Source organism: Nocardia salmonicida NBRC 13393 (assembly GCF_001613085.1).
Classification (GTDB): Bacteria; Actinomycetota; Actinomycetes; order Mycobacteriales; family Mycobacteriaceae; genus Nocardia; species Nocardia salmonicida.
Genome location: NZ_BDBR01000029.1, coordinates 30,767 through 53,909, shown reverse-complemented (window position 1 = coordinate 53,909; position 23,143 = coordinate 30,767). Strand labels below are relative to the sequence as shown.

Sequence of the window (23,143 nt, the reverse complement as noted above, 5' to 3'; positions counted from 1 at the left end):
CAACTAATGTCGACCCTGGTTGTCGACCCCACCGTGTATTCACTGGCCGGGGCTTCGATGCATTCCTACGCAACCGAGTATCAGCGGGTCTACTCCACACAGATCGCTGCCCTGAGCGATACCGCAGATATGGGCGGCAACGTCGGCGAGTCCAAAGCGTGGGCAACGTCCTATGATTCGACCGTCACGACGGCGATGAGCATGACCGAGTTGCTCATCACCGCAATGGGTAACTACTCCAATATCCTGCTCGAGCTCGGCTATAACCATGCCTTGGCTGACTATGTCGCCGGCACCGGCCGACCGGAACCGACAAAGCCGACCCAGCTCGCGCCGGTGTGGGCTCCGTGCCTTGTGCCGCCGCCATCGGCAGGTGGTCCGGGCAGTGGCCTGTTCGACGACGTCGGATTCGCGGTGTCGGCGCTAGAGAACTTCGGTGTTTCGATGCCGGACGGCGAACCGCATGATCTCCTGACCGCAGCCGACACCTGGGACAAATTCGGCAGTGAGACGGGTGTGGGCAACCTGCCCGCCCTTTTGGACCAGCTGGCAAAGACCTTCGAACGCGAAACCGCGCCCGACGCAGCACATGTCGATGACGACATTCGCGAGCTGAAGAAGTCTGCTGAAGGGGTCCTTACCCTTTACAAGGATCTCGCCAAGTCCTGCCGCGAGCACCGCTCCGCGATCCTGGAGTTCCGGACACAACTCGGCCAGTTGCTTGTCGATCTAGCGAAGGACCTCGCCCAGGAAATCGCCGAGACCGTCGTCCTCAGTGTGATCGCGGGTGCTTTGACTGCCGGATTCGGCGCCGCCGCCATCGCTGCTGCCAAAGCAGGCAAGCTCGCGCTGAAAATGAAGGCTTACGTCGACCGCGTTCTCACCGCCAAACGCGCAGCCAAATTTGTCGAGAAAGTCGTCCAGACCGGCGATGATCTCGACGCCAGACGCAGCGAAATGCAGCGCATTGCCAACCTGCTCGCCCAACGAACAGCCGATATCGCCAAGGCTGCACGCGACAAGCTCAAGGGATCCCTGGATTACGCGCTCGACAAGGAGGCGATGGGCCATGTCTTCGTGCCGAAGCATAAGCTGGACAATCTCGTGAAGTCACTGGGCGGCGAAGAGGCGACGATGACCAAGATCATCGAGAATGTTCAGGGCGTTCCCGATGGCGTATATAATGCCTCGAATCCTCTGGTGCGCACCATCAATGGTGAGACCGTTCATATCCGCGGCGCGATGATCAACGGTGTCTTCAAAATCGGTACCGCCTACATCCCCTGACCACAGTGCAAGATCCGAGGAGACCGATGAGCAACACACCCATTCAGCCACGACCGCTGACCGACCTCGAATCCGAGGTCGTCACCAAAATGCTGTCTGGCGGCGGTGCCGGCGCTGACGAACTCCGCGCCCAGATCCCGCATTCGCAGGTCGTCGCGACTTGGGGCGCCGGGTCACCCAGCGTCGATCTGGTCGTGCAGCCAGGGGCCGTGCAAGGATCCGGTTCCGCCGATGGGATCTTCGCCAACGGCGCCGTCACCGACCGCAACGGGTCACCAGTCGGCGAGATCATTCTCTGGGTTGAGAAAGGGTGGCTCAGCAGCATCGAGTACGCCTGGTACACCGACGAGCGACCTCGCACTCTGCCGGAGTCGGCCCAGATCGAAGTCCTCTGACCCGGCTGTGCGATGACACAGTCGGGTGGGCCCAGCAAGCTCGAGGTGAGAAGTTCGCGTGGATCACGCTAAGACCTTCGGCAACGCTGTCGCGGACATTTCGACGGTCCAGTGTTCCGGGGCAGCGGGGGACAAGGTCCTATTCTGGGTTGGAGCGGCGAACGGACGAGTGGCGGCGGCGTGAACGGTCAGGGCTCGGAGGCGGCAACGTGCGTGGGGCACGTCGCGGCCGCCGGTGGCTTGCTCGTGGCCGTGCCGGACGACCCGGAGGAGCCCGGCGCGGACAATGTCGCTCCGCGCACCAGAAACACCCAATAGCCCACGAGGACAGCGCAGTAGAACGACCGTGCCACGGCGGCGGTGACGCTGCTGTGGGGCGGCAATTCCACGGTGAAGGACACCGGGAAGACCGGCACCGCGAGTGCCATGGCGGTGATCTCGCCGCGGCCCAGCGTGATCAGCACGAGCACGCCCGGCCACAGCAGCATCAGGTAGTTGTGCCACGCGATGGGCGAGAACAGCAGGGCTGCGGCGAGTACCGCCCACAAAGCGGTGCCGCCCGGGTCGATGCGGTCGCGGTGACGCCCACACCACCACAGCGTGCCTGCCAGCACCGCCAGCCCGAGTGCCGTCCCGATCTCGGAGGGCAGTCCGAAGCGCACCGCGAGCCCCGGCAGCGATGCGTTGTCCACCCAGCCCGGCACCGGCGCGGAGAAGGCGATGCGCAGCCAGCCCTCCGCGCTCGATGGTCCGGCGACGAGCACCCCGACCAGCGAGGCGACAGCCGCGCCGACGATTCCGGCCTTGAACGGCAACCACTTCCGCTGCACGGCCGCGAGCAGCAATATCGGTGCCAGCGACGGTTTGAGCGCCACCACGATGCCGAACAGGACGGACGCGAGCACCGGCCGCCCCCGCCGCTGCGCGATCCACCCGGCAACGAGCCCGACCAACAGCAGCGGGTAGATCTGGCCGAGCATCAGCGTTCCGTACAGCGGCGACGACGCGAGCACAGCCAGCGTGGCCAGCGCAGTGACAGCCGGGCGCAGCCACAGTTCCCAGCACACCGCCAACACCGCGCCCACCATCATGAGCAGTGTCAGCACCGCGAAGACGCGGTAGGCCGTGACCACATCCAGCGCGGCGAAGGGCGTGAGCAGCATCGAAACCAGCGGCGGGTTGAGATTGCTCAGCTTCGCCGGGGTCTCGTAGATGTCGGTGCCGTGGGTGAGGGCCACGGCTGAGTTCCAGAAGGTGTCGAAGTCGACGTGTACCTCGTAGACATCGTTGGACAACAGCGGCGCCACCAGAGGGTAGGGGTTCGATACGCGCCGCATCACCTCGACGATCGACGCGAGCACGAGCAGACCTGCCACCACCCGAACGGCTGCGGTGATACGGCTGGACCGCGCTACATTTTCCGGTGACACGGCTCCCGACGCTATCTGTACCTGTCCGGTTTTGTAGAACCGCTCTTTCCACTGCGGCGTCCGGATGCACGACGCCGTGGTGCGAATGCGCCGCCGTGCCGCGCTGGAGCTCGTCGGTCTTTCGCCTGGAGCAACACTGCCCGCCCGCATACGGCGCTGGGGCAGGCATCGGCCACCGGGACCCTCGAGGCCCAATCCACCGGCCGCGATACCGCTCACATCACGAATGTCAGGTAGAGATCGGTGACCCTCGATTCCTCATGCACGGCAACCGAGTGCAGGCTCCACCCCGCCGAGGCCATCTCATTCATCACCGCTGAGGCTGCGCCTAGTTCTACCGGGCCAGGCATCGACGATCTGTTTTCGCGGACTCGAATCACCTTGTACATGAGGTCAAGCGTATGGATCTACCGCTGAATTCCGTTCGGCAATTCGTCGCACCTGTTGAGCGGCTTGGTGATCGGGGCCCAAGCTTCGGGTTCGGGTGGACTGGTGACGGCTTGGTGACCGTCGACTCGGGTAGCCAGGGCCTTATGAGGCAATCGAGCGAAGCTCGTTCGGCAGTGCGATATCGGAGTCGGCGAGCTGGTGAATTTCGTTCAGCAACCCACGGCTCGTCCACCTCGTCCACTGCTCGGGGTCGATGCTGTGGTGAGCTGGTCAGAGTTCCGATTGCCTGCTTTGGGCGCTATGCGCCCGCCGCGGGTGCTCTTGACCAGTTCGTGGCGGGGAAAGTAGTCCGCGTTTTAGTCGGAAAGTAGTCGATATGGGCGGCTGTCCCCAGGCAACCGAAAAGTCCTCCACCTGCTTGCGCTGGTAGAGGACTTTTTTATGCTCCCCCATCTGGACTCGAACCAGAAACCTGCCGATTAACAGTCGGCTGCTCTGCCAATTGAGCTATAGGGGATTGCCCTGGGTGGTTAGACTCAGGCAGTCTGCCTTGGCGGGCTGACCGAGATGAAACTTTAGCGCATCGTGTCGCGGGAACCCAAATCGGGGCGCTACCTGCGGACATGCGGCGTATAACGATGTGCTGTCGAACGGTGGCCGGATCGACAGGGGTGGGGCGGCTGGGGCAGGATGGACCCGCACACAGACGTGGGAGGAGCTCCAGGAGATGCTGCGGTTGATCATCGGCGTAGCGGCCGGTTATGTGCTTGGCACGAAGGCCGGTCGGGCGCGCTACGAACAGATCACTGCGGCCTCGCGAGCGGTCGCGGGTAGTCCGGTGACCAGGAAGCTGGTATCGGTGAGCCGGCAGAAGCTGTCGGACAAGTTGAGCACCCAGCCGAAGCTGGAGCCGATGGAGCCGATCGACGAGCGCACCACGGTGCTGATCCCGCACAACCAGCTGCGCCGCTGAGCTCACTCGGGCAGATGTCGGATCTGGTAGCCGGTCGAGCGCGAAGCGACCAGCTTTTGTCGTAGCGGATGATCCTCTCCGCATTGCGCCGATGTCAAGAGAACTTCGACATCAGGAACGGCTCGAACCGTTTCCGCACGCCTCCTGGCCGAACTGGCTGACCAGTGTCGGGATCGCAGTGGTTTGCGAGATTCCTTGCGGTTCAGTGCATTTACCAGGCAGAGTCGCGCGAGCTCCCGGCCTTGGGTCTCGGGGCCTGGTCACCGGGTTTCGAGTTCGGTGAGCCACTGTGATGGCCTCGGGGGAGTTCTGCAGGCGGTTGCCGATTTCGGCGATCGTGTCGGTGATCCGGCCACTCGGCGGTAGTCCGCGAGTAGGCGAGTTGCGGCTGCGTGGTCGGTGGATGTCAACTGCGCGGGAGTCCCTCCACTAGGCTCGGCGAAACTACAGCTCAGACAAACCGATACACGGGGGAATAGCTATGACCGACCCGCACCTGAACGTTGTCGGCACCGCACCGGTGTCATTGTTCAGCGCCCAGAATCACAGCGACGTCAGTACGGACCCCGTCGAGACGGTCCCTGGCAACCACCTGCCGACCTTCCTGGCGGCTGTCGAAGACCCAGACCTCACCTGACCGGCCGCTACGCCGCGTTCTCGGCCTCACCGCGTAGCCGGAGGTGATCCTCCCGGTTTACCGGATCGGTTGTTGAGCCAATGAGCGATGCGTGCCAGACGCTGCGGCGCGATTACGCGAGAAGCAAAAGTGCGAAGGAAACCCGAACAGCGCGGTGGGGATCAGCCCTACCAGCTTCGGCTGCAGGGAGCGCACTGCGGTAGGCATACGGCGACCTTCGGTTACCTCCGCCTGGATGGTGTTCGAGCCAGACCCTGCTTGATCTTCGCCGCAGCGGACACAGCAGACGGCTCGAAGCCCGCGCAGCAGAAAAGACTCGCGCCTTCGAGATCTGATGCTTTCACCCGAGTAGGTGAGTTCACGTACCACGCCGTCATCGCTGAACCGGCGCAGGCGAATCCGACTTCCGGCAGTCGTGGGCCTCGGCGGATAGCCTGATCGCAGTCACGTGGGTGGTCGTGACGCGAAGGAGCGGTGATGGAGTTCGGGCCTGGGGCGATCCTCGCGGGGTATCGCATCGAGCGCAGGGTCGGCGGTGGGGGGATGGGAGCGGTGTATCTGGCCCAGCATCCGCGGCTGCCGCGCAAGGACGCGCTGAAGGTGCTCGACGCGCGGCTGGCGGTGGAGCCGACGTTTCGGGCACGGTTCGAGCGTGAGGCCGATCTGGCTGCGCGGCTGCGGCATCCGAATGTTGTGCAGATCTTCGATCGGGGGGTCGATGGTGACCGGTTGTGGATCGCGATGCAGTTCGTGGACGGGCTCGACGCTGCGCAGCTGCTACGGCACGGGTTGTCGGTGCTCACGCCGGAACGGGCGGTTCGCATCGTCGCCGAGGCGGCCGCGGGACTGGACTACGCGCATCGGCAGGGACTGCTGCATCGCGACATCAAACCGGCGAACCTACTGATCGCGCGCGCCGATGACGGTACCGACGAGGTACTGGTCACCGATTTCGGGATCGCTCGAAGTATGGGGGAGACGACCAGTCTCACCTCCGCGGGATCGGTGCTCGGCACGCTCGCGTACGCCGCGCCCGAACAGCTGGAGGGGCATCCGCTCGATGTGCGTACCGATGTGTACGCCCTCGGCGGCACCCTCTACGAGCTGCTCACCGGTTTCGTTCCGTTCCAGCGGGAGAGTCCGGCCGCGTTGATCAGCGCGCATCTGATCGAGCCGCCGCCGCGCCCGTCGGCCGGTAATCCGGCGCTGCCGCAGGCCATGGACGCGGTGATCGCGCGGGCGATGGCGAAGAACCCGGACGACCGGTACGCCGGCTGCGGGGAGCTCGCCGCAGCGGCGATCGCAGCCCTCACCAGCAGGCCGGTGGTGGGGGATACCGCTGTGCTGCAGCGAGAAACGCGACTCTCGCGTGCTTCCGGCACATCGCTGACGAGGAAAGTCCTGCTCGGAGTGAGCGGCGCGGTGGTGGTGGCCGGGGTGACCGCGTTCGCTGTGCTCACCGCCGAGGATCGGGGTGGATCGGACGCGCCGATGACCTCGCCGGTCGCACAGATCGGTGCGGTCCCGGGCAGTCCGAAGGCGGCGACGGTTCTGCGTCCCTGGCTCGACGATGTTCTCGCCGGGGATATGAGCGCGCTGATCCGTAAGTGCTGGACCCAGTCGCCCGCCGAGATTCCCGGGATGTACGGCGACGTCGAGCAGATCGTTGATGCTGTGCGTCGGCCCGGCGTCCTCGGCCAGTTCGGACCGTATTGGGAGAACGACGCGCTTCACGTCAGCTTGCGTCCCAGCGAGTTGCGGTCCGGCTACGGCTGCCCGATCGTCAGCGACCGATCGGCGACCCGGCTCACCGAGGAGCAAGCGCGCTATACCGCCGAGCGCTATCTGAGCCGGGTCGTCGGTGACCCCGTGAACCCGGCCGACATAGAACCGGACTACCCGCTGCTGTGCGACGGCGCGCAGCCGGGCGACACCCTGTCCGGAGTGCGGCGCTTCGAGGACAAGGTACTCACGATCCGTGGTTCCACGGGCTCGGTCGTGACCGTCAGTGCGCCGGTGACCAGCGCCGACGGTGTGACGTCAGCGGTCGACCTCACTCTCGACCATGCCGCCGACGGATTCTGCGTGTCCCGCATCGACCGGGCAGGTTGAGCGTCCGGTGGCAGGCGCAGCTCATCCGAAAAGGGTGATCCGTCCGACTCGCCGACGCGGCTAGCGTGAGTAGACATCCACGCTGAATCCAGTCAGGAGTTGCCGTGCCGAAGTTGGAGATCAAGAGGAAATCCGAGCTCTCCCGCAAAGAGGTAGGCGAGCGGCTCATCACGATCGGCCGAGCTATCGCCCACGGTTCCGAAGTGGAATTCGAGACCGGTGGCGACTCGATCGAGATCGTTGTCGCCGACCGGGTTCGATGGGAATTCGAGATCGAAGTCGACGGCGACGAGACCGAAATCGAAATCGAGATCAGCTGGCGTGACGATCCCGCCACCGCATCGGCCGCCGCGGCACCGAAGTCGGCACCGAAGTCGGCACCGAAGTCGGTAACGAAGTCGGCGGCACCGAAGTCGCCACCGGCCAAGACCGCGCGCCGCCCCAGGGCGCGCAAAACGACCGCCAAGTGATCCGCCTCCATGACCAACACCGACGCCACCGGTAGTAGCCACGCCCGACGCTGGTGGGCGCGGCTGGCGTTCGTCTGCGCCGCCGCGGCGGCGGTGGTGCCCGTGCTCGCCGCGGGCGTCCTCGGCGCCATGGCGCTGCTCATCGTCGGCACCGGCGGCGTCGTGGTCGCGGTGGCGGCGCTCTACTCGTTTGTCACCCGGTTCGGAATACTGCGGTGGATCGCTCTCGGCGTCGCATTGCTCGCGCCGATCGTCGTCGTGGTCTCGTTCGTGCGGGCGAATCTGCTGTGGGTCGTTCTGGTCTGCGGCGTGCTCGCGCTGTTGACCGTCGTCGCCGCTCGCATCGCCCTGCGCGGCAGCGGCGCGGACACGACGATGCCCGAATACTCCGTTCCACCGGCACAGCGTCCGTTCCTGATCATGAATCCGCGCTCCGGTGGCGGGAAAGTGTCGAAGTTCGACCTCGTGCGCAAAGCCGAAGAGTTGGGCGCCCGAGTCGTTCTCCTCGAAGGGCCGGAGGAAATCGATGTCACCGCATTGGCCCAACGAGCGGTGGCGGAGGGGGCCGATCTGCTCGGGGTCGCGGGCGGCGACGGGACCCAGGCGCTGGTCGCGGCGGTGGCCGTCGAACACGATCTGCCGTTCCTGGTGATCAGCGCCGGAACCCGCAATCACTTCGCCATGGACCTCGGACTCGATCGCGCCGATCCCACCCGGTCACTCGACGCGCTGCGCGACGGTGTGGAGTTGCGCGTCGACCTCGGCATCGTCAACGGGCGTCCCTTCGTCAACAACGCCTCGTTCGGGGTGTACGCGGAGATCGTGCGCAGTCCGGCTTACCGAGATGACAAGACCGCGACGGTGCTGGCTCTGCTGCCCGATCTGCTCAACGGGCACAGCGGCCCGAGACTGGTCGCCCGGATCGGTGAGATCACGGTGGAGGGACCGCAGGCCATTCTGGTGAGCAACAACCCGTACGGCAGCAACGATCTGGCAGGACTGAGCCGTCGTGTCCGTCTCGATCGCGGTGTGCTCGGCGCGGTCACGCTGTCGGTCACCAGCACCAGGGACGCGGTCGGTCTGCTGCGCCGAACCCGCCTTCGTGGCCTGGCGCAGGCAACGGCGATCGAGCTGACCGTCGACGCGGACGCCCCCGAGATTCCGGCAGGCGTCGACGGCGAATCCTTGCTCCTCGACACTCCGGTGCGGTGCACCATCCGACCGGCGGCATTGCGAGTGCGAGTACCGAGGAACCGACCCGGAGTGCGTCCGGCCGCCGCGGCCTTCGACTGGGCCCGGCTGTGGCGAACGGCTCGCTTCGGGTCATAGCGCGGCCACCTTGTCGTCGAGCAGAGCCAATCGCCTGTCGAGCTGTTCGGTGTGCTCGGGCAGGGCGCGCTCGCGTACTCGCCGTAGCGCGTCGCGCAGACCTGTGACGACCATCGGCGAGCTGACGACGAACGCGATGTCGTCGACGCTCGTCCGCAGGAATTCCTCCCATCGGGGCCGATGAACGACGAGTCTTTCGACGCCGTCGTGGTCGGTGTGGCGCGTCGGTTCCAGACGTCTCGCGGCCACCCAGCCGAGCAGATCTTCCAATTCGTCGAAGGCCTGTACAGCAGTCGCCGGGTCGTTCACCGCCGGGGACAGAGCACGGAGCGCGATATCGGACAGCAGTCGAAACGCGAGGAGTGGATCCTGGTCGAAAATCCGTTCGTCGCCGACGACGAGCCTTCGAAGCACCGTCGCGGCGGACAGTTCGCCGCCGTGCACGTCCGCCACGGGACTGCCGTGATGCAGTGTGGCGCCGGGAGTCGCACGCAGGACGATGACCGCGTTCGCGGCTGTAGCGGCATCGATCAGCCGGGTCACGTCGACCCGTTGCAGCACCACGGGGGGCCGCTGCCAGGCGATCGTCGTCGGTGACGGCGGCAGGGACTGCGATTCGAGGTCGTGCCCGGTGTACACGGCGTCGAGCACGATGCGCCCGCGGTCGCCGATCGTGCCGAGCGCGGGCGCCAATTGAATAGCGGAGAAGGCTCTCAACTGCAGGGTCCGCAACTGCTCGATCAGCAAGAGCAACAGCAGCATCGCCGAGATCGGTACGAATACCGATACCTCGGGATTTCTGCCGATGGCGATGGCGGCGGTCACACAGAAGGCGACCAATCCGAGGGCGAAGCCGAAGGTCCGCCAGACGATCGGGTCGTCGCGGAACATCATCAACCGGGGTGTGAAAGTGGTGGCCACCCACTGCACCACCAGGAAAAGCATCGAGAAGATGAGGGCAACCGCGCCGAGTAGGCCGATCCCGATCGAGAGCAGCGCGCCCGCCACCTGGGTGCTCGGCGCGCGCGGTCCCGAGTCGATTCTCGGGACGACCAGTCCCATCCCGAGCCCGACGAGCATGAAGGCGAGCTGGGACAGGCCGGCTCGCAGGCGGCGGCGGGTGCGGGTGCGGACTACCCTGGCGCGCACTCTCAGCTCCTGTCGGCATAAAAGGACAATGCGGACTCTGCGATGGTCACACATCGACCATCGGGATCGACTCACCCGAAACGGATGACTCCCTGCGCGCTGTGGTGGCTACAGTGGCCCGGTGCGACGGTGGCGGGGCGAGAGCGGGTCGGGTCGACCCACCTCAGGGGTAACCCCTGGGAGCGTCTTGTCAGTTGGGCTCAGCGTCCGGAGCAAGGGCGCACGCTTCGCGTGCCTCGCAGCACCGCGGACGAAGGATTCTGGTCGCCCCGCCACCGTCGCATGCCGATGAGTCGGGCAATCGGGCTCGATCTGGCTGTACGGCTGGCGCGCTCGTTCGAGCTGCTCGACGACGACTGGGGTCTGTCGCCACTGGCCGAGGCATTCGCCGAGGTGATCGAGCCGGGTTCGGCACAGGAGATCGCGGGACGAGTGATCGACCTCATCCCGATCGAGCCGGTCGATCCGGTGAACACGCTGCGCCGGGTACTGGTCGACCTGCCGAAGGTGCGATTGCGCGAGATCCAGCGACGGATCCTGCATCGGGTTCTCGCGGGCATTCCAGTCGACCCCTGGTCGTCAACGACCGTCCGGTCGCACCCCGCGACCGCTACGACGCGGTCCGCGCCCTGCTGCACAACTGCCTGCGCACGGGCGTTTCCGCACAGAACCGCGACGAACACAACGACTTTCGCGCTCACGTCTACGGGTTGATCTCCTGGATCGGCGAGACTAGCCCGCACCGCCGCGACAAACTCCTCGCCATGGCCGAGCGAGTCGACTGGACCGGCTGAGCGGCACGAGACCTAGTGGTCGACGAGGTCGGGCGCCGAAATCCGGGCGAGTTCTTCGGCGAGGGCGGTGACGGTTTCGCGGATCTGATCTTCGGTGTGGCAGGCCGTGACGAAGAAGCGGAGTCGGGCCAGGTCTTCCGGGACGGCCGGATAGATGATCGGGTTGACGTTGATCCCGCGGCGCAGCAACGCCGTGGACAGTTTCAGCGTCCGCATCGAGTCGCCGACGATGCACGGGATGATCGGGGTATCGAGGCTGTCGCCGGTATCGATATCCGCCTCGCGGGCAAGGCGCAGAAAGAGTTCGGAGTTGCGTCGCAGGCGGTCGAGTGGCTCGCGGTCGGCACGCAACAGGCGCATCGCGGCCAGGGAGGCGGCGGCGTTCATCGGGGTCATTCCGACGCTGTACACGAAGCCGGGGGTGGTGTACTTCAGGAACCGGACCAGGTCCGCGCTGCCCGCCACATAGCCGCCGCAGCCCGCGAGCGCTTTCGACATCGTGCCGGACCACAGTTCGACGTCGCGGCGGTCGACATCGAAGTATTCGCCGATGCCACCGCCGGTCTCGCCGAGCACCCCGACGCTGTGCGCCTCATCGATCATCAGCAGCGCGCGGTGCTTCTTCTTGATCTCGATGATCGCGGGCAGATCGGGAATGTCGCCGTCCTGGCTGTAGACGCCTTCGATGAGGATCAGCACCCGGCGGTACTGATGACGGATTTCGGTCAGCAACGCGTCGAGCGCGGCGTGGTCGTTGTGGGGGAACGGTCTGCGGGTCGCGCCGGACAGTTGGCAGCCCTGCAAGATGCTGTCGTGGGCCAGGCTGTCGTGGATCACCAGATCGCGAGGCCCGACGAGATGGCCGATGATCGTCACGTTCGTCGAGTGGCCGCCGACCAGCGCGATCGCGTCCTCGGTGCCGAGCAGGGCGGCCAGTTCGGCCTCGAGTTCGCGATGGATCGGCTTCTCACCGGAGAGCAGGCGGCTGGCCGAGACCGAGCTGCCATAGCGAGCCACGGCGTCCTGGACGGCGGCGACGACCGCGGGATGGCCCGACATTCCCAGGTAGTTGTAGCTGGCGAAGTTGACCACCCGGGTGCCGTCGATGAACGAGGTGTCCCTGGTGACACCGTCGTTGATCAGGAAGTACGGGTTCGACAGGCCGAGCGCTTCGGCGCCCGCGAGCCGGTCGGCGATGGCTCGCACCTCGGCGAAGTCGGATATCAGATATTCGGGTTCGACGCTGGTCGGCCTGGCTTCGGTTGCGGGGGAGACGGTTTCGGGCGGGTGGGTGAGCGGGGCGACAGGCGTGTTCGGCTCGGCGGGCGAATCGGTGAGTTGACCGGTGAAGTGGGCGATGACGTCGCCCAGCGTCGTTTCCCCGGTGATCAGGGTCGGGTCGATGGTCGTGCCGGGGAGTTTGCGGGCCAGACCGGCGAACAGGTCGGTGAGCATGAGCGAGTCGAATCCCAGTCCGTCACCGAGTGTTCGGGCGTCGTGCAGCCGGTCGGCGGGAAACCCGCTCACCCTGGCCAGTTCCGCGCGGACGATCCCCGCGACCGCGTCCAGCGCGAGAGCACCGCGCGCGGTACCGATGTCGATATTCGGGCCACGTGCCTCGGCGGGAGCTGCCAGCAGACTTGCCAGCACGGCGTTCTGTTCACGGAAGAGCGCGATCAGTGGATCGATCATGGTTGCCTCGGTCTGTGTTTGCGCCGGTAGGGATTTCGGATCGAATGCCGAAGCGCCGACCTCGCTGGCAGCGGGTGGTTCCACCCAGAATCGGTGCGCGACAGAGAACTCGTACACCGGCAGGCGCCGACGGACACGCTGCCCGGGTTCGTAGAGTTCGTTCCATTCGGGGTCGAGACCGTCGCAGTAGAGCGCGGCCACGGTGGCGGCGAGTTCGTCGCCGGTCGCGCGCGGGCCGGGACTCGGAGACAGGTAGCGCGCGCCGAGCTCGGGATCGATCCTGCGCACCGACGCGGCGAGTACCCGGCGCGGTCCGATCTCGACGAGATGGGTCGGGTCCGTGCCGAGCGCGGCGTGCACGGCATCGCCGAAACGGACTGTGGCGCCGACGTGTTCGGTCCAGTACTCGGCATCCATCACCTCGTCGGGGCCGAGTGCTCGGCCGTGCACGGTCGAGTAGATCGGCAGGGCGGCGACGCGGTAGGCGCAGGTACTGGCGACGGCTTCGAATTCGGCCAGCATCGGCGCCATCAGCGGACTGTGGAACGCGTGCGACACGGTGAGCGGCTTCGCGATCACCGCACGCGCGCGCAGTGCCGAGCTGATGCGGGACAGCGCCTCGGCCTCGCCGGAAAGGACGAGATCCTCCGGGCCGTTGACGGCGGCGAGCACCACAGCGGATTCGGCGGCGAGCAGATCGGCGATCCGCTCGGGGGTGGAGCGGACGGCCAGCATCGCGCCACCCGCCGACAGGCGTTGCATCAGCCGACCGCGCGCGGTGACCAGTTTGCAGGCGTCGTCGAGATCGAACACGCCCGCCACGGCGGCGGCCGCGAATTCGCCGATGCTGTGCCCGATCAGCCAGGCGGGCCGGATACCGAGGTCGGCGAGTGTCTTGGCGATGGCGTATTCCATGGCGAAGATCGCCGGTTGGGCGAGTGCGGTGGGGTCGGTGTCGGCGTGCTCGTCGAGCAGCAGCTCCCGGATCGAGCGGCCGAGATAGGGGGCCATAGCGGCATCGACCAGGTCGAGCGCCTGTCGGAACCCGCAGTTCGCCTCGTGCAGCGTGCGTCCCATGCCGGGGAATTGGGATCCCTGGCCGGTGAACATCCAGCCGATGCGGGCCGGCCGCGTGACACCGGATAGCGGACCGGCGCTCAGCTGTGCGATCGCCTCGTCGCGATCGTGGGCGACGACGGCGAGCCGGTGGCGGCCCGACGACTTCACCTGATTGCTCGTCCAGCAGAGCTGGTCGAAGTGGTTGTGCCGCAGTGACTTCAACTCTTCAGACATCCGAATCACATTGCGCCGCAATCCCTCTTCGCTGTCCGACGAGAGTGTGAGCACTCCCGCGCCGGATGTCGCGGGTGTCTCGGTGGTGCGGGCACTCGCCAGCACCATGTGCACGTTCGTGCCGCCGAGGCCGAAGCTGCTCACACCGCAGTGCGCGGGTCCGTCGAGAGGCATCGGGTCGGCGAGCAGACGCAGGCCCTGCTGTGTCATCTGTAGCCGCGGATTCTCCTGGTCGGCGAATCTCGACGGCGGGACCACGCCGTGATGCAGGCTGAGGACAGCTTTGATGAGTCCGGCGACACCGGCGGCCCCCTCGGTGTGGCCGAGGTTGCCCTTGATGGATCCGATTCCGCAGGGCCGTGCCCGGTTGCTCGCGTGCAGCTTGCCGAGTGCCTTGACCTCGATCATGTCGCCGAGAACTGTTCCGGTGCCGTGCGCCTCGATGAAGTCGATGTCATCGGGCTGGACGCCGGCCCGCTGATACGCCTCGCCGATCACCTTCTGCTGGGCCCACCGGTTCGGCGCGGTGATGCCGTTGCTGCGCCCGTCGGAATTGACCGCGCTGCCTTTGATCACCGCGTAGATCGGCAGCCCCTCGGCCTCGGCATCGGCCAGGCGGCGCAGCACGAGTACCGCCACGCCTTCCCCGCGCACGATCCCGTCGGCGTTGCCGCTGAACGGTTTGCACCGCGCGTCCGGGGCCGAAAGACCTGCCTGGGTATAGAACACGCCGACCGCCGGGGTCAGCACGAGATTGACGCCACCGGCGACGGCCTGGTCGCAATCGCCCGCCGCCAGGGCATTGCACGCGAGATGGACCGCGACCAGCGAGGAGGAGCATGCCGTGTCGACGGCGATACTCGGCCCCGCGAGGTCGAACTGATAGGACAGCCGGTTCGCGGTCATGAAATAGCCGTTGCCGGATCCGTGCTGCGGCGTGATCGCGGCGTAGTCGCTCATCTGCAGGTTGGCCCATTCGTTGGCCATCACCCCGACGTAGACCCCGGTCCGCGAGCCGGCTTGCGCGCGGGGATCGAGCGTGGCGTCCTCGAAGGCTCGCCAGGTGGCCTGCAGGAGCAGGCGTTGCTGCGGGTCCATCGACTCGGCTTCGTGGGAGGTGATGCCGAAGAATTCCGCGTCGAACGCGTCGGCGTCGTCGATGAATCCGCCGCTGCGGGTGTTGATGGTGCCGGGTGCGCCCGCCGGGTCGTGGAAGTCGTCGGCATTCCAGCGGCTCGAGGGGACTTCGGAGATCGCGTCGCGGCCCTCGATCAGCAGCTGCCACAACTGCGCCGGGTCGGCGGCGTGGGGGAAGCGGCAGTCGAGGCCGACGACAGCGATGTCGGTCATGCCGCGACGGCGATTTCGGCGGTGAGGTAGGTGGCGATGGCCGCGATGGTGGGGTATTCGAAGACCAGGGTCGGGTCGATGTCGAGCATCCAGCGGTCCTCGATCTCACCGCACAGGGACACCGCCGACACCGAATCCATGCCGAGTTCGGCGAGCGGGATCGTGGGGTCCACCTGGTGCGGTGCGCGTTCGGTGTAGTCGGCGACGCGGTCGACGAGCCAGTCCTGGACGGTCATGGAGTGGGTGTCGATGGTGCTGAACATGTTTCGGCTCCTCAGCGGGTTGCGGTCGATGATCGGCTCAGGGCCGGTTCGAGATCTTCGTGCAGGACGGTCGAGATGCTGTCGTCGAGGAAGGCCTCGCGCATCGAGGCCCGTTGGACCTTGCCGCTGGTGGTGCGGTGCACGGAGCGGCTCTCGACGAGGACGACGCTCGGCGCGGGGACGTCGAAACCGCGGGCGACCGCGATCTTGATCGACGAGGTCAGCTCGGCGAGAGTGGTACCGCGCAGCAGCGCTGTCTTGATGCCCTGCACGACGACGAGTCGTTCCCGGCCACCGGCCTCGACGGAGACGGCGACGCCGGTGGTCAGCGCGGGGTGCAGCTGCTCCACCAGTTCCTCGACATCCTGCGGGTAGAGGTTTCGGCCGTTGATGATCAGCAGGTCCTTGAGCCGTCCGGTGACGAACAGTTCACCGTCGCGCAGCATTCCGAGATCGCCGGTGCGCAGGAAAGGCCCTTCGTCGCCGAGATATACGTCGAAGGTGTGCCGGGTCTCCTCGGGCCGGTTCCAGTAGCCGGCGGCGACGCTGTCGCCTTGAATCCAGATCTCGCCGACGGTGTCGTCGACGGCCTGCTGCCCGGTGTGCGGGTCGACGACGCGGACGGTGAGACCGCGCGCCGGTTGTCCGCAACCGACCAGCCTGCTGTCGGGCCCGTCGGTGACGACAGGCTGCGCGTCGATCGGGCCCGCGGTGGCGAGCAGCGTCGCCTCGGCCAGACCGTAGGCGGGTAGCAGTGCGGTCGGGCGCCACCCGGCGGGGGCGAATCGCTCGCGCACGGCCGCGATAGTTCGTTCGCGGACCGGTTCGGCGCCGCACAGCGCCACCTCGAGGGTCGACAGGTCCAGGTCGGCCAGTTGCTCGTGGGTCACGCGCTTCGCGATCAACTCGTAGGCGAAGTTCGGGGCGGCGGTGAAGGTCGCGCGGTACTTGTCGATGGTCTGTAGCCACCGCACCGGGCGTTTGAGAAACGTCGTCGGCGACATGAACACCAGGTTCGCGCCGGCGTAGATCGAACCGAGCAGCGAGCCGATCAAGCCCATGTCATGAAATTGCGGGATCCAGCTGACGCCGGTCGCGGTGTCGTTGAAGCCGATCGCGGTGATCGCGGCCTCGTTGTGTAGGAGGTTGCCGTGGGTGACGACCACGCCCTTGGGAGTGCCGGTCGAGCCCGAGGTGTACTGCAGGAACGCGATGGTCCCCGCGTCGATGGCGGGCATGCGCCACGCGTCGGGATCACCGAGCTGTTCGTCGGTGGCCACCACGGCCGCGGTCGTCGCCGCCGCGACCATCGGCTGGAAGTTGGCGGTGGTGAGAACCATTCGGGCACCGGAGTCGGCGATGATGCCCGCGACGCGTCGGGTGCTGCGCTCGTCGTGAGGCAGGGGTGCGGGCACCGCGATGACGCCCGCGTAGAGGCAGCCGAGGAAGGCCCGCAGGAAGGCCATACCGTCGAGATAGAGCAGGACGACGGGTTCCGACGATTCCGGGCGGGCGGCCAACCACGCGGCCACAGCCCTGGCGTCGCGATCGAGGTCGCGGAAGGTGGCGGTCTCCTCGACGAGCTCGCGGCCCGCCTCACGGAGGTAGGTGTAGGAGCGGGTCTCTCCGTAGGCGAGAACTTGCTGCCTGACGTGGTGCACGTAACTGGGCTGCATGTCGCCATTCCTTCACAGGGGAGAAAGTCATAGGGGTTGACTATGACTATCCGCTCTCTGTGGCGACGGGGATAGTGCTCGCAGGTATCACCCAGCGAACCCAGGGGTGGCCGCTGTCCACCCCTGGGTGTTGCAGCCGAACTGGCGCCTCACACCACGACGACTCGCCGTCCACGGGAGTGGCCGGCCTGGCTGTCGATGTGCGCCGCGGCGGCCTCGGACAGGGGGTACGACTTCTCGACCGGGATGCGCAACTTTCCCTGCGCGATGAGGGCGGCGGCCTCGACAAGTGCGTCCGGCACACTCCCGGCGACCCCGGAGAATCTGACCCCGAGCTTCGGCGCATCGAGATCGGCGATGGTGACAACCGTCTGTGGGTCCCCGGTCAGCTCGACCAGCTCACGGATCACCCCCGAGCCCGCCAGATCGAGGGCCGCGTCGACAGAGCCGAGCTGCCGCACCCGCTCGACCCAGCCCTGGCTGTATGTCGTGGTGCGGGCACCGAGGCTCCGCAGATAGTCCTGGTTCGCTGCCCCGGCGATGCCGATCACCGCGATGCCGCGTTCGCGCGCGATCTGCAGTACCGCCGATCCGACGCCCCCGGACGCGCCGCTGACCAGCAGCGTCTGACCGCCCCGCACCCCGACCTCACCGATGACGCGCAGTGCGGTCTCCACCACGGAGGGGTATCCGGCGGCTTCTTCGAAGGTCAGGCCCTCGGGCATGCGCGACCAGGCCGACAGCACGGCGAACTCCGCGTAGGTGCTCGTGCCTTCGCCGAACACCTGGTCGCCGATCGCGACTCCGTCGACGCCATCGCCGACCTCGTCCACCACCCCGGCCGCATCCAGCCCGACACCGGCGGGCAATTCGATCGGATGAGCCCCGAGAATCTGGCCTTCGCGAAGCCTCCAGTCGACCGGGTTGACGCCCGCCGCGCGCACTGCGATGCGTACCTGGCCGGGGCCGGCGTGCGGCTCCTCGGCATCTATGAGTTGTAGGACGTCCGGACCGCCGAACTCGGCGAAGCTCACCTTCTTCATGCCGCGAACATAACACTAACGGTTAGTGTTTTAAAACTGGTATGACTTCATAACTGATGCAGTTTCGTAGCTGGTAGCCTCCTGACATGACCGTGCCGACCGGACGTCGTGAACGCAAAAAGGCCGCGACCCGCCAGAAGATCGCCGATACCGCCCTGCGGCTCTTCCTGGAACGTGGATACGACGACGTGGGCATCCGCGAAGTGGCGACTGAAGCCGATGTGGCTGTCACGACACTGTTCGCCCACTTCGCCTCCAAGGAGGCGCTGGTATTCGAGCGGGATGAAGACTTCGAGCAAGGGCTCGTGCAGGCGGTCACCGACCGGACGGCCGGCGAACCGCTCATCCCCGCGTTGCGTCGCGAAATCCATTCCATGGTGCGACATTGCACGGCGGACAGCGCCGCCCCGATCTGGCACATGATCGACGAATCGTCCGCGCTGCGCAGGTACGAGGAGTCGATGCGGCTACGTCATGCGCGAGCCCTGGCAGCGGCCATCGCCGCCGATCCCGAACTGGCGCAGACCGCCACGGCGAGCGCGTCGATCGCGAGATTCGTGATCGACGCTTATTCGGTGGCCAGGGAGGCCACCGATCCGGAAGCCGCGGTGGACGAGATCTTCCGGATGATCGAGGCGGCCTGGGAAGTCACCCGCGCCGGAGTTTCCTCGTAGTTCCCGGGGCTCAGCCTCTGTGGAACAAGCCGACCGTGGGCGTGCATGCCCACGGTCGACCGGATCGTGGCTGTTACCCGACGGCGGCCGGGGCGAACGTCGAGCGTTCGAAGCGGCCGGCCGGCGCGAACTTCGCCAGCAGCTCGCCCGCGTCCGCCCCGGTCACCTCGGTGATGTAGGCGGCGGCGTCGGCGGGGGAGTCGATGGGCAGGAACGGCTGTGGACGGTGAAGCATGCCGACCAGGGCGGAGGCGAACTTCGGGTCGACGGCGGCGGTGGCGAAGAACTGGCCGCCGATGTCGCCGAATTCGGGGTCGCTGAGGAACAGCCGGGTCACCTTGGCGGCGGCGTCGCTGCGGGCGGCGAGGAATGCGGCGTACTGGTCGGTGATCCATTGCTCGTCGAACGGTCCGTCGTGCACGGCGGCGGCCGCGACCAGGCGCTGGGCTTGGATCAGCCCGCTCTGCGCGCCCTGGCCCGCGACCGGGTCGTAGGCGACCGCGGTGTCGCCGAGGGCGGCGACCAGATGGCCGCCCGCCGTGCGTCCCACCCCGGCCCGCACGACCGGTCGGACCGCACCCTTGAGCCAGGAGTGCGGGTCTTCGGGGATCACCTGGGTGGCCTGCACTTCCGGCAGGTCCCAGTCGATGTAGTCGCGGTAGAGATCCTTCACGATCCGCAGTGCCGACTCGGCGGAATCGGCGGCGGCGAAACGGGTTTCCCAATCGCTGCCGGGTCGGGCCCAGCCCAGGAACGCCCAGCTCGGGCCCGCGTCCTTGTGCAGGTACGGCCCCCACCACGCCTCGCCCTGTTCGGCGAGAATGGAGAACAGGCTGTGCGCGCCGCCCGCCGGGCTGCGGTGCGCGAACACCCCGGAGTCGAAGCCGAGGCCGGTCACGGTGACCGTGAGCAGCGAGCGCTGCGGCTTGTCGTAGACCGTGCGCTCTTCGTCGATCTGGAACAGGTCGGCCAGTCCGCCGCGGCCGGTGGCGACGAGGGTGAGCTCGTTGGCGGCGGCGATCGCGTCGAGGGATTCGACAGTGACCGGTTCGACGACGAAGTTGCCGCCACGTTCGATGAACGCGGTGAGCCGTTCGTCGGCCTTGAGACGGGTGTCGACGGCGACGCCGACGTAGCCGTCGAAGGTGCCGTCGAAGGCGATCAGTTCGGCGTTCTCCGGTCCGGCGATGCGCACGCTGAGCCCGGTGTGGCGGGGTGCGCGGCCGGTGTAACTGTCGAGTCCGAGCGCGGCCTCGGCCTGCTGGGTCTCGCCGAATTCCAGGGCGGTGCCGGTGGCGGGTACGTCGTTACGGAGGGAGCGTTGATCTCGGTCGCTGTAGAGGGTGACGGTGAAACCGGCGTCGAGAAGTCCTAGCGCCGCAGTGACGCCGGCTTGGCCGGCGCCGATTACCGCGGCCGAACGAATGGAGCGGGAAACGGGAGTCTGCGATGTCATACCGGAATGGTGCGCTTACCTTCGCTCGATGATGAGTGTTGCAATCAGCGGGAATCGATCCGAATACTGGGTGCCGCAATGCATTTGGACAATTGACCGGCAACGCGAGGATCGCGCCGGGACGGTCGGTCCCGGCGCTGATCATCGGCGGAGACGGCAGGCTAGCCGGCGGGTGCCTCCACGGATTCGGGTCGCGACTCCGAGTGCGGCAGCACGGTCGAACGAGGCCCGCCCAGACGGTATTCGGCGCCGCGATGTTCGGGCGGGAGCCGATCACCGGCCCCGAACAGGGCGTTGCGCAAGGTACCCGGCTCGTAGTCGGTGCGGTAGACGCCACGTTCGGTCAGCACCGGAACAACATGGCGCACAATGTCTTCGAATGTTCCCGGCGTGATCGCGTAGGCGAGGTTGAACCCGTCGGTGTCGGTGTCGGCGGCCCACTCCTGCAGCAGGTCGGCGACCGTTTCGCCGGATCCGGTGAACACCGGGCCCATCCCGCCGATGCCCGCCCAGCGCCCGATATCGCGCACCGTCCACTCGCGGCCGTCGTCATCGAATTCCTGGAAGGTCGTGACCGCCGACTGGATGGCGGTGCTCCGCACGTCGCCGATCGGGTCGTCGAGGTCGTACCGCGACAGGTCGATTCCCATCCAGCCGGACATGAACACCAGCCCGCCTTCGACGCTCGCGGTCGAAGCGCCCAAGCTCGAGGAGTTTCGCCGGCTCGGTCCAGTAGCCGATGTCGGTGTAGCGGTGCGACTGGTCCTCGGGGTGCCGCCACAGCGCCGGCGACTGGTGGGCGACGCAGTTCATGTCGAAGGCGTTGAACCGGATCGGCCTGCTCATCGCGATGCCGCCTCGGGACGCACCGCGCTCGAATCCTCCGGCTCCGGATTCGCGGAAGCCGGTGTGCCGGTGTTCCGCTCGCCCGCGCTCCAGCCGAACGGCAGCTCGGTGCCGTTGAGCAGGTAGTCGCCGACCGCACGGGCTTTGAAGATGGCGGGATTGTGCACCGAGATGGTGCGGGCGTTGCGCCAATGCCGATCCAGGCGCAGCTGTTCGGACACGATCGAGGCCCCACCGAGTTCGAACAACTGGGTGGTGGCGGCGAGCACGATGTCGATCACGCCGAGTTGTGCCTGCGCGGCGGCCAATTCGGCGGCCACGAGATCCTGCTCGTCCTTCGCTCCGGCGTCGAGTACCCGGTCGAGCACATCCGCCACGGCGAGCACCGCCGCGCGCGTAGTGAACGCCGCGGCCGACAGCTTGCCGATCACCTGCTGGACGAGCGGGTCTTCGCGCGGCAGATCGGCGGCGCCATGGGTGTAGGTGCGGGTGCGCGCGCTCACCCATTCCCTGGCATCGCGTTCGGCGCGCGCGGCGATCCCCGCGAGCACCGCGAGCTGCACCAGTTGCAGGTAGGCGGTGCCGTAGGTGGGGCCCGCGACACCGTAACCGGGGCCGAGGACACGGTCTTCGGCAACGACGACATCGGTGAACTCGGTGGTGCCGCTCGCGGTGAGCCGCTGCCCGAAACCGTCCCAGTCATCGTGTTGCACAACCCCCTCGGCATTCGCGTCGACCAGCACGCCGAGCCGCTCACCGTCGCTGTCGGCCGCGACGAGGATGTGATCGGCGAACAGCGATCCGGTGCTGTAGTACTTCACACCGTTGAGCAGCAGCCGGTCACCGTCGCGGGTCAGCCGGGTGCGATACCGGTCGACCGCGCCGACCCCCGGCTCGGTGATCGCGTTGCCGACGAGAGTGCCCGCCGCGAGCGCCCGCAACCACCGCTCCCGCTCCGGCCCGGCCTCCGCCAGGATCTGATCCTCGACGAACGACCAGTGCACCCGCAGTGCCTGCGGCAGATTCGACTCGGCCGCGGCCAGGTCGATGAGCAGCCGGAACAGCTGCCGCACGCTCACGCCGTACCCGCCGAATTCGACCGGCACCCGCAACGCCCCGAATCTGGCCTCCTTCAGCCAGCCCACCTCGTCGAACGGCAGCCGCCTGTCGACCTCCCGCTCGACCGCGCCCGTGGCGATCCGGTCGAAGATCGGGGTGAAGATGGCGTCCAGCTCGGAATCGGTGGTCGATGGCGCGGCGGTGGAAGTCATCCACCCACGATCGCGCAGGGGGGTGCCGGATTCACGGGTTGCGCGCAGCGCGATCACAACGGACGCGCGCAGGCGGGCACCGGTGAGAGCGTTGACGTGCCCCGGTCACTGCGGACAAGATCTATCATTGACGACGAAGTGTCTGCGTGGACGAAGGGAGAGGCAACATGTCGACACCCGACGACGACCTGAGCGCGATCTTTCGCCGGTACCTGAGTTCGGTTGTGCTGCATGCTCAGGCGGGCGCGAAGGCGGTCGATCTGCACGCGACAGACCTGTACGCGCTGAATATCCTCGCACTCGCCGGCGCGATGACACCGGGTGAGCTCGGCACCCGCACCGGACTCACCACCGGCCCGACCACCCGTCTCGTCGACCGTCTCGAGCAGGCCGGGTACGTACGCCGCGCCGCCGACCCGGGCGACCGGCGCAAGGTCATCGTCGAACCGATCGATCAGCCCGCCGAGCTCGACAAGGTGCTGGCCCCCGCTCGGCGTCGGATCGGCGAGATCATCGCGAGCTACACCCCACAGCAGCGCGAAGTGCTCTTCGACTATTTCGAGCGCGCGGCCGTGGCCTACCAGGAGTCCGTGACCGACCTGCGCGGCTGAGC

The 23,143-nt window shown here is 66.9% G+C and carries 19 protein-coding genes, 1 tRNA gene and 1 pseudogene; 10 read left to right on the top strand and 11 right to left on the bottom strand.

Annotated elements, in window-relative coordinates:
• The first annotated feature begins 6 nt into the window (after nucleotides 1–6).
• On the top strand, nucleotides 7–1,287 hold the full coding sequence (locus NS1_RS24745; protein WP_062988195.1) for a hypothetical protein: 1,281 nt from the start codon (nucleotides 7–9) through the stop codon (nucleotides 1,285–1,287).
• Between the two features lie 26 nt (nucleotides 1,288–1,313).
• Nucleotides 1,314–1,682: a hypothetical protein gene (locus tag NS1_RS24740; protein ID WP_062988193.1), complete on the top strand. Its 369-nt coding sequence runs from the start codon at nucleotides 1,314–1,316 to the stop codon at nucleotides 1,680–1,682.
• Nucleotides 1,683–1,870: 188 nt separating this feature from the next.
• On the opposite strand, the gene NS1_RS24735 is transcribed toward NS1_RS24740, so the two are convergent.
• From NS1_RS24735 to NS1_RS24730, 3 genes are all read right to left on the bottom strand, one after another.
• Entirely contained in the window at nucleotides 1,871–3,112 is a 1,242-nt protein-coding gene (locus NS1_RS24735) for a glycosyltransferase family 87 protein (protein WP_169812828.1), read from the bottom strand.
• Between the two features lie 215 nt (nucleotides 3,113–3,327).
• Nucleotides 3,328–3,501, bottom strand: coding sequence for a DUF4177 domain-containing protein (locus NS1_RS42485; protein ID WP_373864362.1), 174 nt, complete (start codon nucleotides 3,499–3,501; stop codon nucleotides 3,328–3,330).
• 445 nt (nucleotides 3,502–3,946) lie between these two features.
• Nucleotides 3,947–4,019 (bottom strand) — tRNA-Asn (locus NS1_RS24730).
• A 210-nt stretch (nucleotides 4,020–4,229) separates the two neighbouring features.
• Here NS1_RS24730 and NS1_RS24725 point away from each other — a divergent pair.
• The 5 genes from NS1_RS24725 to NS1_RS24710 all read left to right on the top strand — a co-directional run bounded on the left by NS1_RS24725 (nucleotide 4,230) and on the right by NS1_RS24710 (nucleotide 9,023).
• Nucleotides 4,230–4,475, top strand: a complete 246-nt coding sequence (locus NS1_RS24725) for a hypothetical protein (RefSeq protein WP_056821808.1) — start codon at nucleotides 4,230–4,232, stop codon at nucleotides 4,473–4,475.
• Nucleotides 4,476–4,956: 481 nt separating this feature from the next.
• The gene (locus NS1_RS40230) at nucleotides 4,957–5,112 is read left to right on the top strand and encodes a hypothetical protein (RefSeq protein WP_157125372.1); all 156 of its coding nucleotides are present in this window, start codon (nucleotides 4,957–4,959) and stop codon (nucleotides 5,110–5,112) included.
• A gap of 477 nt (nucleotides 5,113–5,589) precedes the next feature.
• Nucleotides 5,590–7,224: a serine/threonine-protein kinase gene (locus NS1_RS24720; protein WP_084503971.1), complete on the top strand. Its 1,635-nt coding sequence runs from the start codon at nucleotides 5,590–5,592 to the stop codon at nucleotides 7,222–7,224.
• Nucleotides 7,225–7,328: 104 nt separating this feature from the next.
• The gene (locus NS1_RS24715; RefSeq protein WP_062988187.1) at nucleotides 7,329–7,694 is read left to right on the top strand and encodes an amphi-Trp domain-containing protein; all 366 of its coding nucleotides are present in this window, start codon (nucleotides 7,329–7,331) and stop codon (nucleotides 7,692–7,694) included.
• Between the two features lie 9 nt (nucleotides 7,695–7,703).
• Entirely contained in the window at nucleotides 7,704–9,023 is a 1,320-nt protein-coding gene (locus tag NS1_RS24710) for a diacylglycerol/lipid kinase family protein (RefSeq protein ID WP_062988185.1), read from the top strand.
• On the opposite strand, the gene NS1_RS24705 is transcribed toward NS1_RS24710, so the two are convergent.
• Entirely contained in the window at nucleotides 9,018–10,172 is a 1,155-nt protein-coding gene (locus tag NS1_RS24705; RefSeq protein ID WP_062988183.1) for a DUF2254 family protein, read from the bottom strand. The two genes, NS1_RS24710 and NS1_RS24705, sit on opposite strands and share 6 nt — an antisense overlap.
• Before the next feature lie 288 nt (nucleotides 10,173–10,460).
• Between NS1_RS24705 and NS1_RS42280 the strand changes: the two genes are divergently transcribed.
• Nucleotides 10,461–10,886, top strand: coding sequence for a hypothetical protein (locus tag NS1_RS42280; protein WP_157125371.1), 426 nt, complete (start codon nucleotides 10,461–10,463; stop codon nucleotides 10,884–10,886).
• A 92-nt stretch (nucleotides 10,887–10,978) separates the two neighbouring features.
• Here the strand turns inward: NS1_RS42280 and NS1_RS24695 are convergent, their stop codons facing one another.
• The 4 genes from NS1_RS24695 to NS1_RS24680 all read right to left on the bottom strand — a co-directional run bounded on the left by NS1_RS24695 (nucleotide 10,979) and on the right by NS1_RS24680 (nucleotide 18,283).
• Complete coding sequence (locus NS1_RS24695) at nucleotides 10,979–15,301, bottom strand: type I polyketide synthase (RefSeq protein WP_062988179.1); 4,323 nt, start codon at nucleotides 15,299–15,301, stop codon at nucleotides 10,979–10,981.
• Nucleotides 15,298–15,564 carry an acyl carrier protein gene (locus NS1_RS24690; RefSeq protein ID WP_062988177.1) on the bottom strand — a complete coding sequence of 89 codons (267 nt, stop codon included), beginning with the start codon at nucleotides 15,562–15,564 and terminating at the stop codon, nucleotides 15,298–15,300. Before NS1_RS24690 ends, NS1_RS24695 begins: the two co-directional genes overlap by 4 nt.
• An 11-nt stretch (nucleotides 15,565–15,575) precedes the next feature.
• Nucleotides 15,576–17,240: a fatty acyl-AMP ligase gene (locus NS1_RS24685; protein WP_062988175.1), complete on the bottom strand. Its 1,665-nt coding sequence runs from the start codon at nucleotides 17,238–17,240 to the stop codon at nucleotides 15,576–15,578.
• A 149-nt stretch (nucleotides 17,241–17,389) separates the two neighbouring features.
• Nucleotides 17,390–18,283: an NADP-dependent oxidoreductase gene (locus NS1_RS24680; protein WP_062988172.1), complete on the bottom strand. Its 894-nt coding sequence runs from the start codon at nucleotides 18,281–18,283 to the stop codon at nucleotides 17,390–17,392.
• Between the two features lie 86 nt (nucleotides 18,284–18,369).
• Here NS1_RS24680 and NS1_RS24675 point away from each other — a divergent pair, with 86 nt between their 5' ends.
• Nucleotides 18,370–18,957 (top strand): TetR/AcrR family transcriptional regulator, encoded by a 588-nt coding sequence (locus NS1_RS24675; RefSeq protein WP_062988170.1) that lies wholly within the window; start codon nucleotides 18,370–18,372, stop codon nucleotides 18,955–18,957.
• A 73-nt stretch (nucleotides 18,958–19,030) separates the two neighbouring features.
• On the opposite strand, the gene NS1_RS24670 is transcribed toward NS1_RS24675, so the two are convergent.
• The 3 genes and pseudogenes from NS1_RS24670 to NS1_RS24660 all read right to left on the bottom strand — a co-directional run bounded on the left by NS1_RS24670 (nucleotide 19,031) and on the right by NS1_RS24660 (nucleotide 22,530).
• Complete coding sequence (locus tag NS1_RS24670) at nucleotides 19,031–20,413, bottom strand: styrene monooxygenase/indole monooxygenase family protein (RefSeq protein WP_062988168.1); 1,383 nt, start codon at nucleotides 20,411–20,413, stop codon at nucleotides 19,031–19,033.
• Between the two features lie 161 nt (nucleotides 20,414–20,574).
• A pseudogene (locus tag NS1_RS24665) lies at nucleotides 20,575–21,102 on the bottom strand (5,10-methylene tetrahydromethanopterin reductase); the annotation flags it as partial.
• A gap of 153 nt (nucleotides 21,103–21,255) precedes the next feature.
• Nucleotides 21,256–22,530: an acyl-CoA dehydrogenase family protein gene (locus NS1_RS24660; protein ID WP_084503976.1), complete on the bottom strand. Its 1,275-nt coding sequence runs from the start codon at nucleotides 22,528–22,530 to the stop codon at nucleotides 21,256–21,258.
• Nucleotides 22,531–22,697: 167 nt separating this feature from the next.
• Here NS1_RS24660 and NS1_RS24655 point away from each other — a divergent pair, with 167 nt between their 5' ends.
• The gene (locus NS1_RS24655) at nucleotides 22,698–23,141 is read left to right on the top strand and encodes a MarR family winged helix-turn-helix transcriptional regulator (protein ID WP_062988166.1); all 444 of its coding nucleotides are present in this window, start codon (nucleotides 22,698–22,700) and stop codon (nucleotides 23,139–23,141) included.
• Nucleotides 23,142–23,143: the final 2 nt, after the last annotated feature.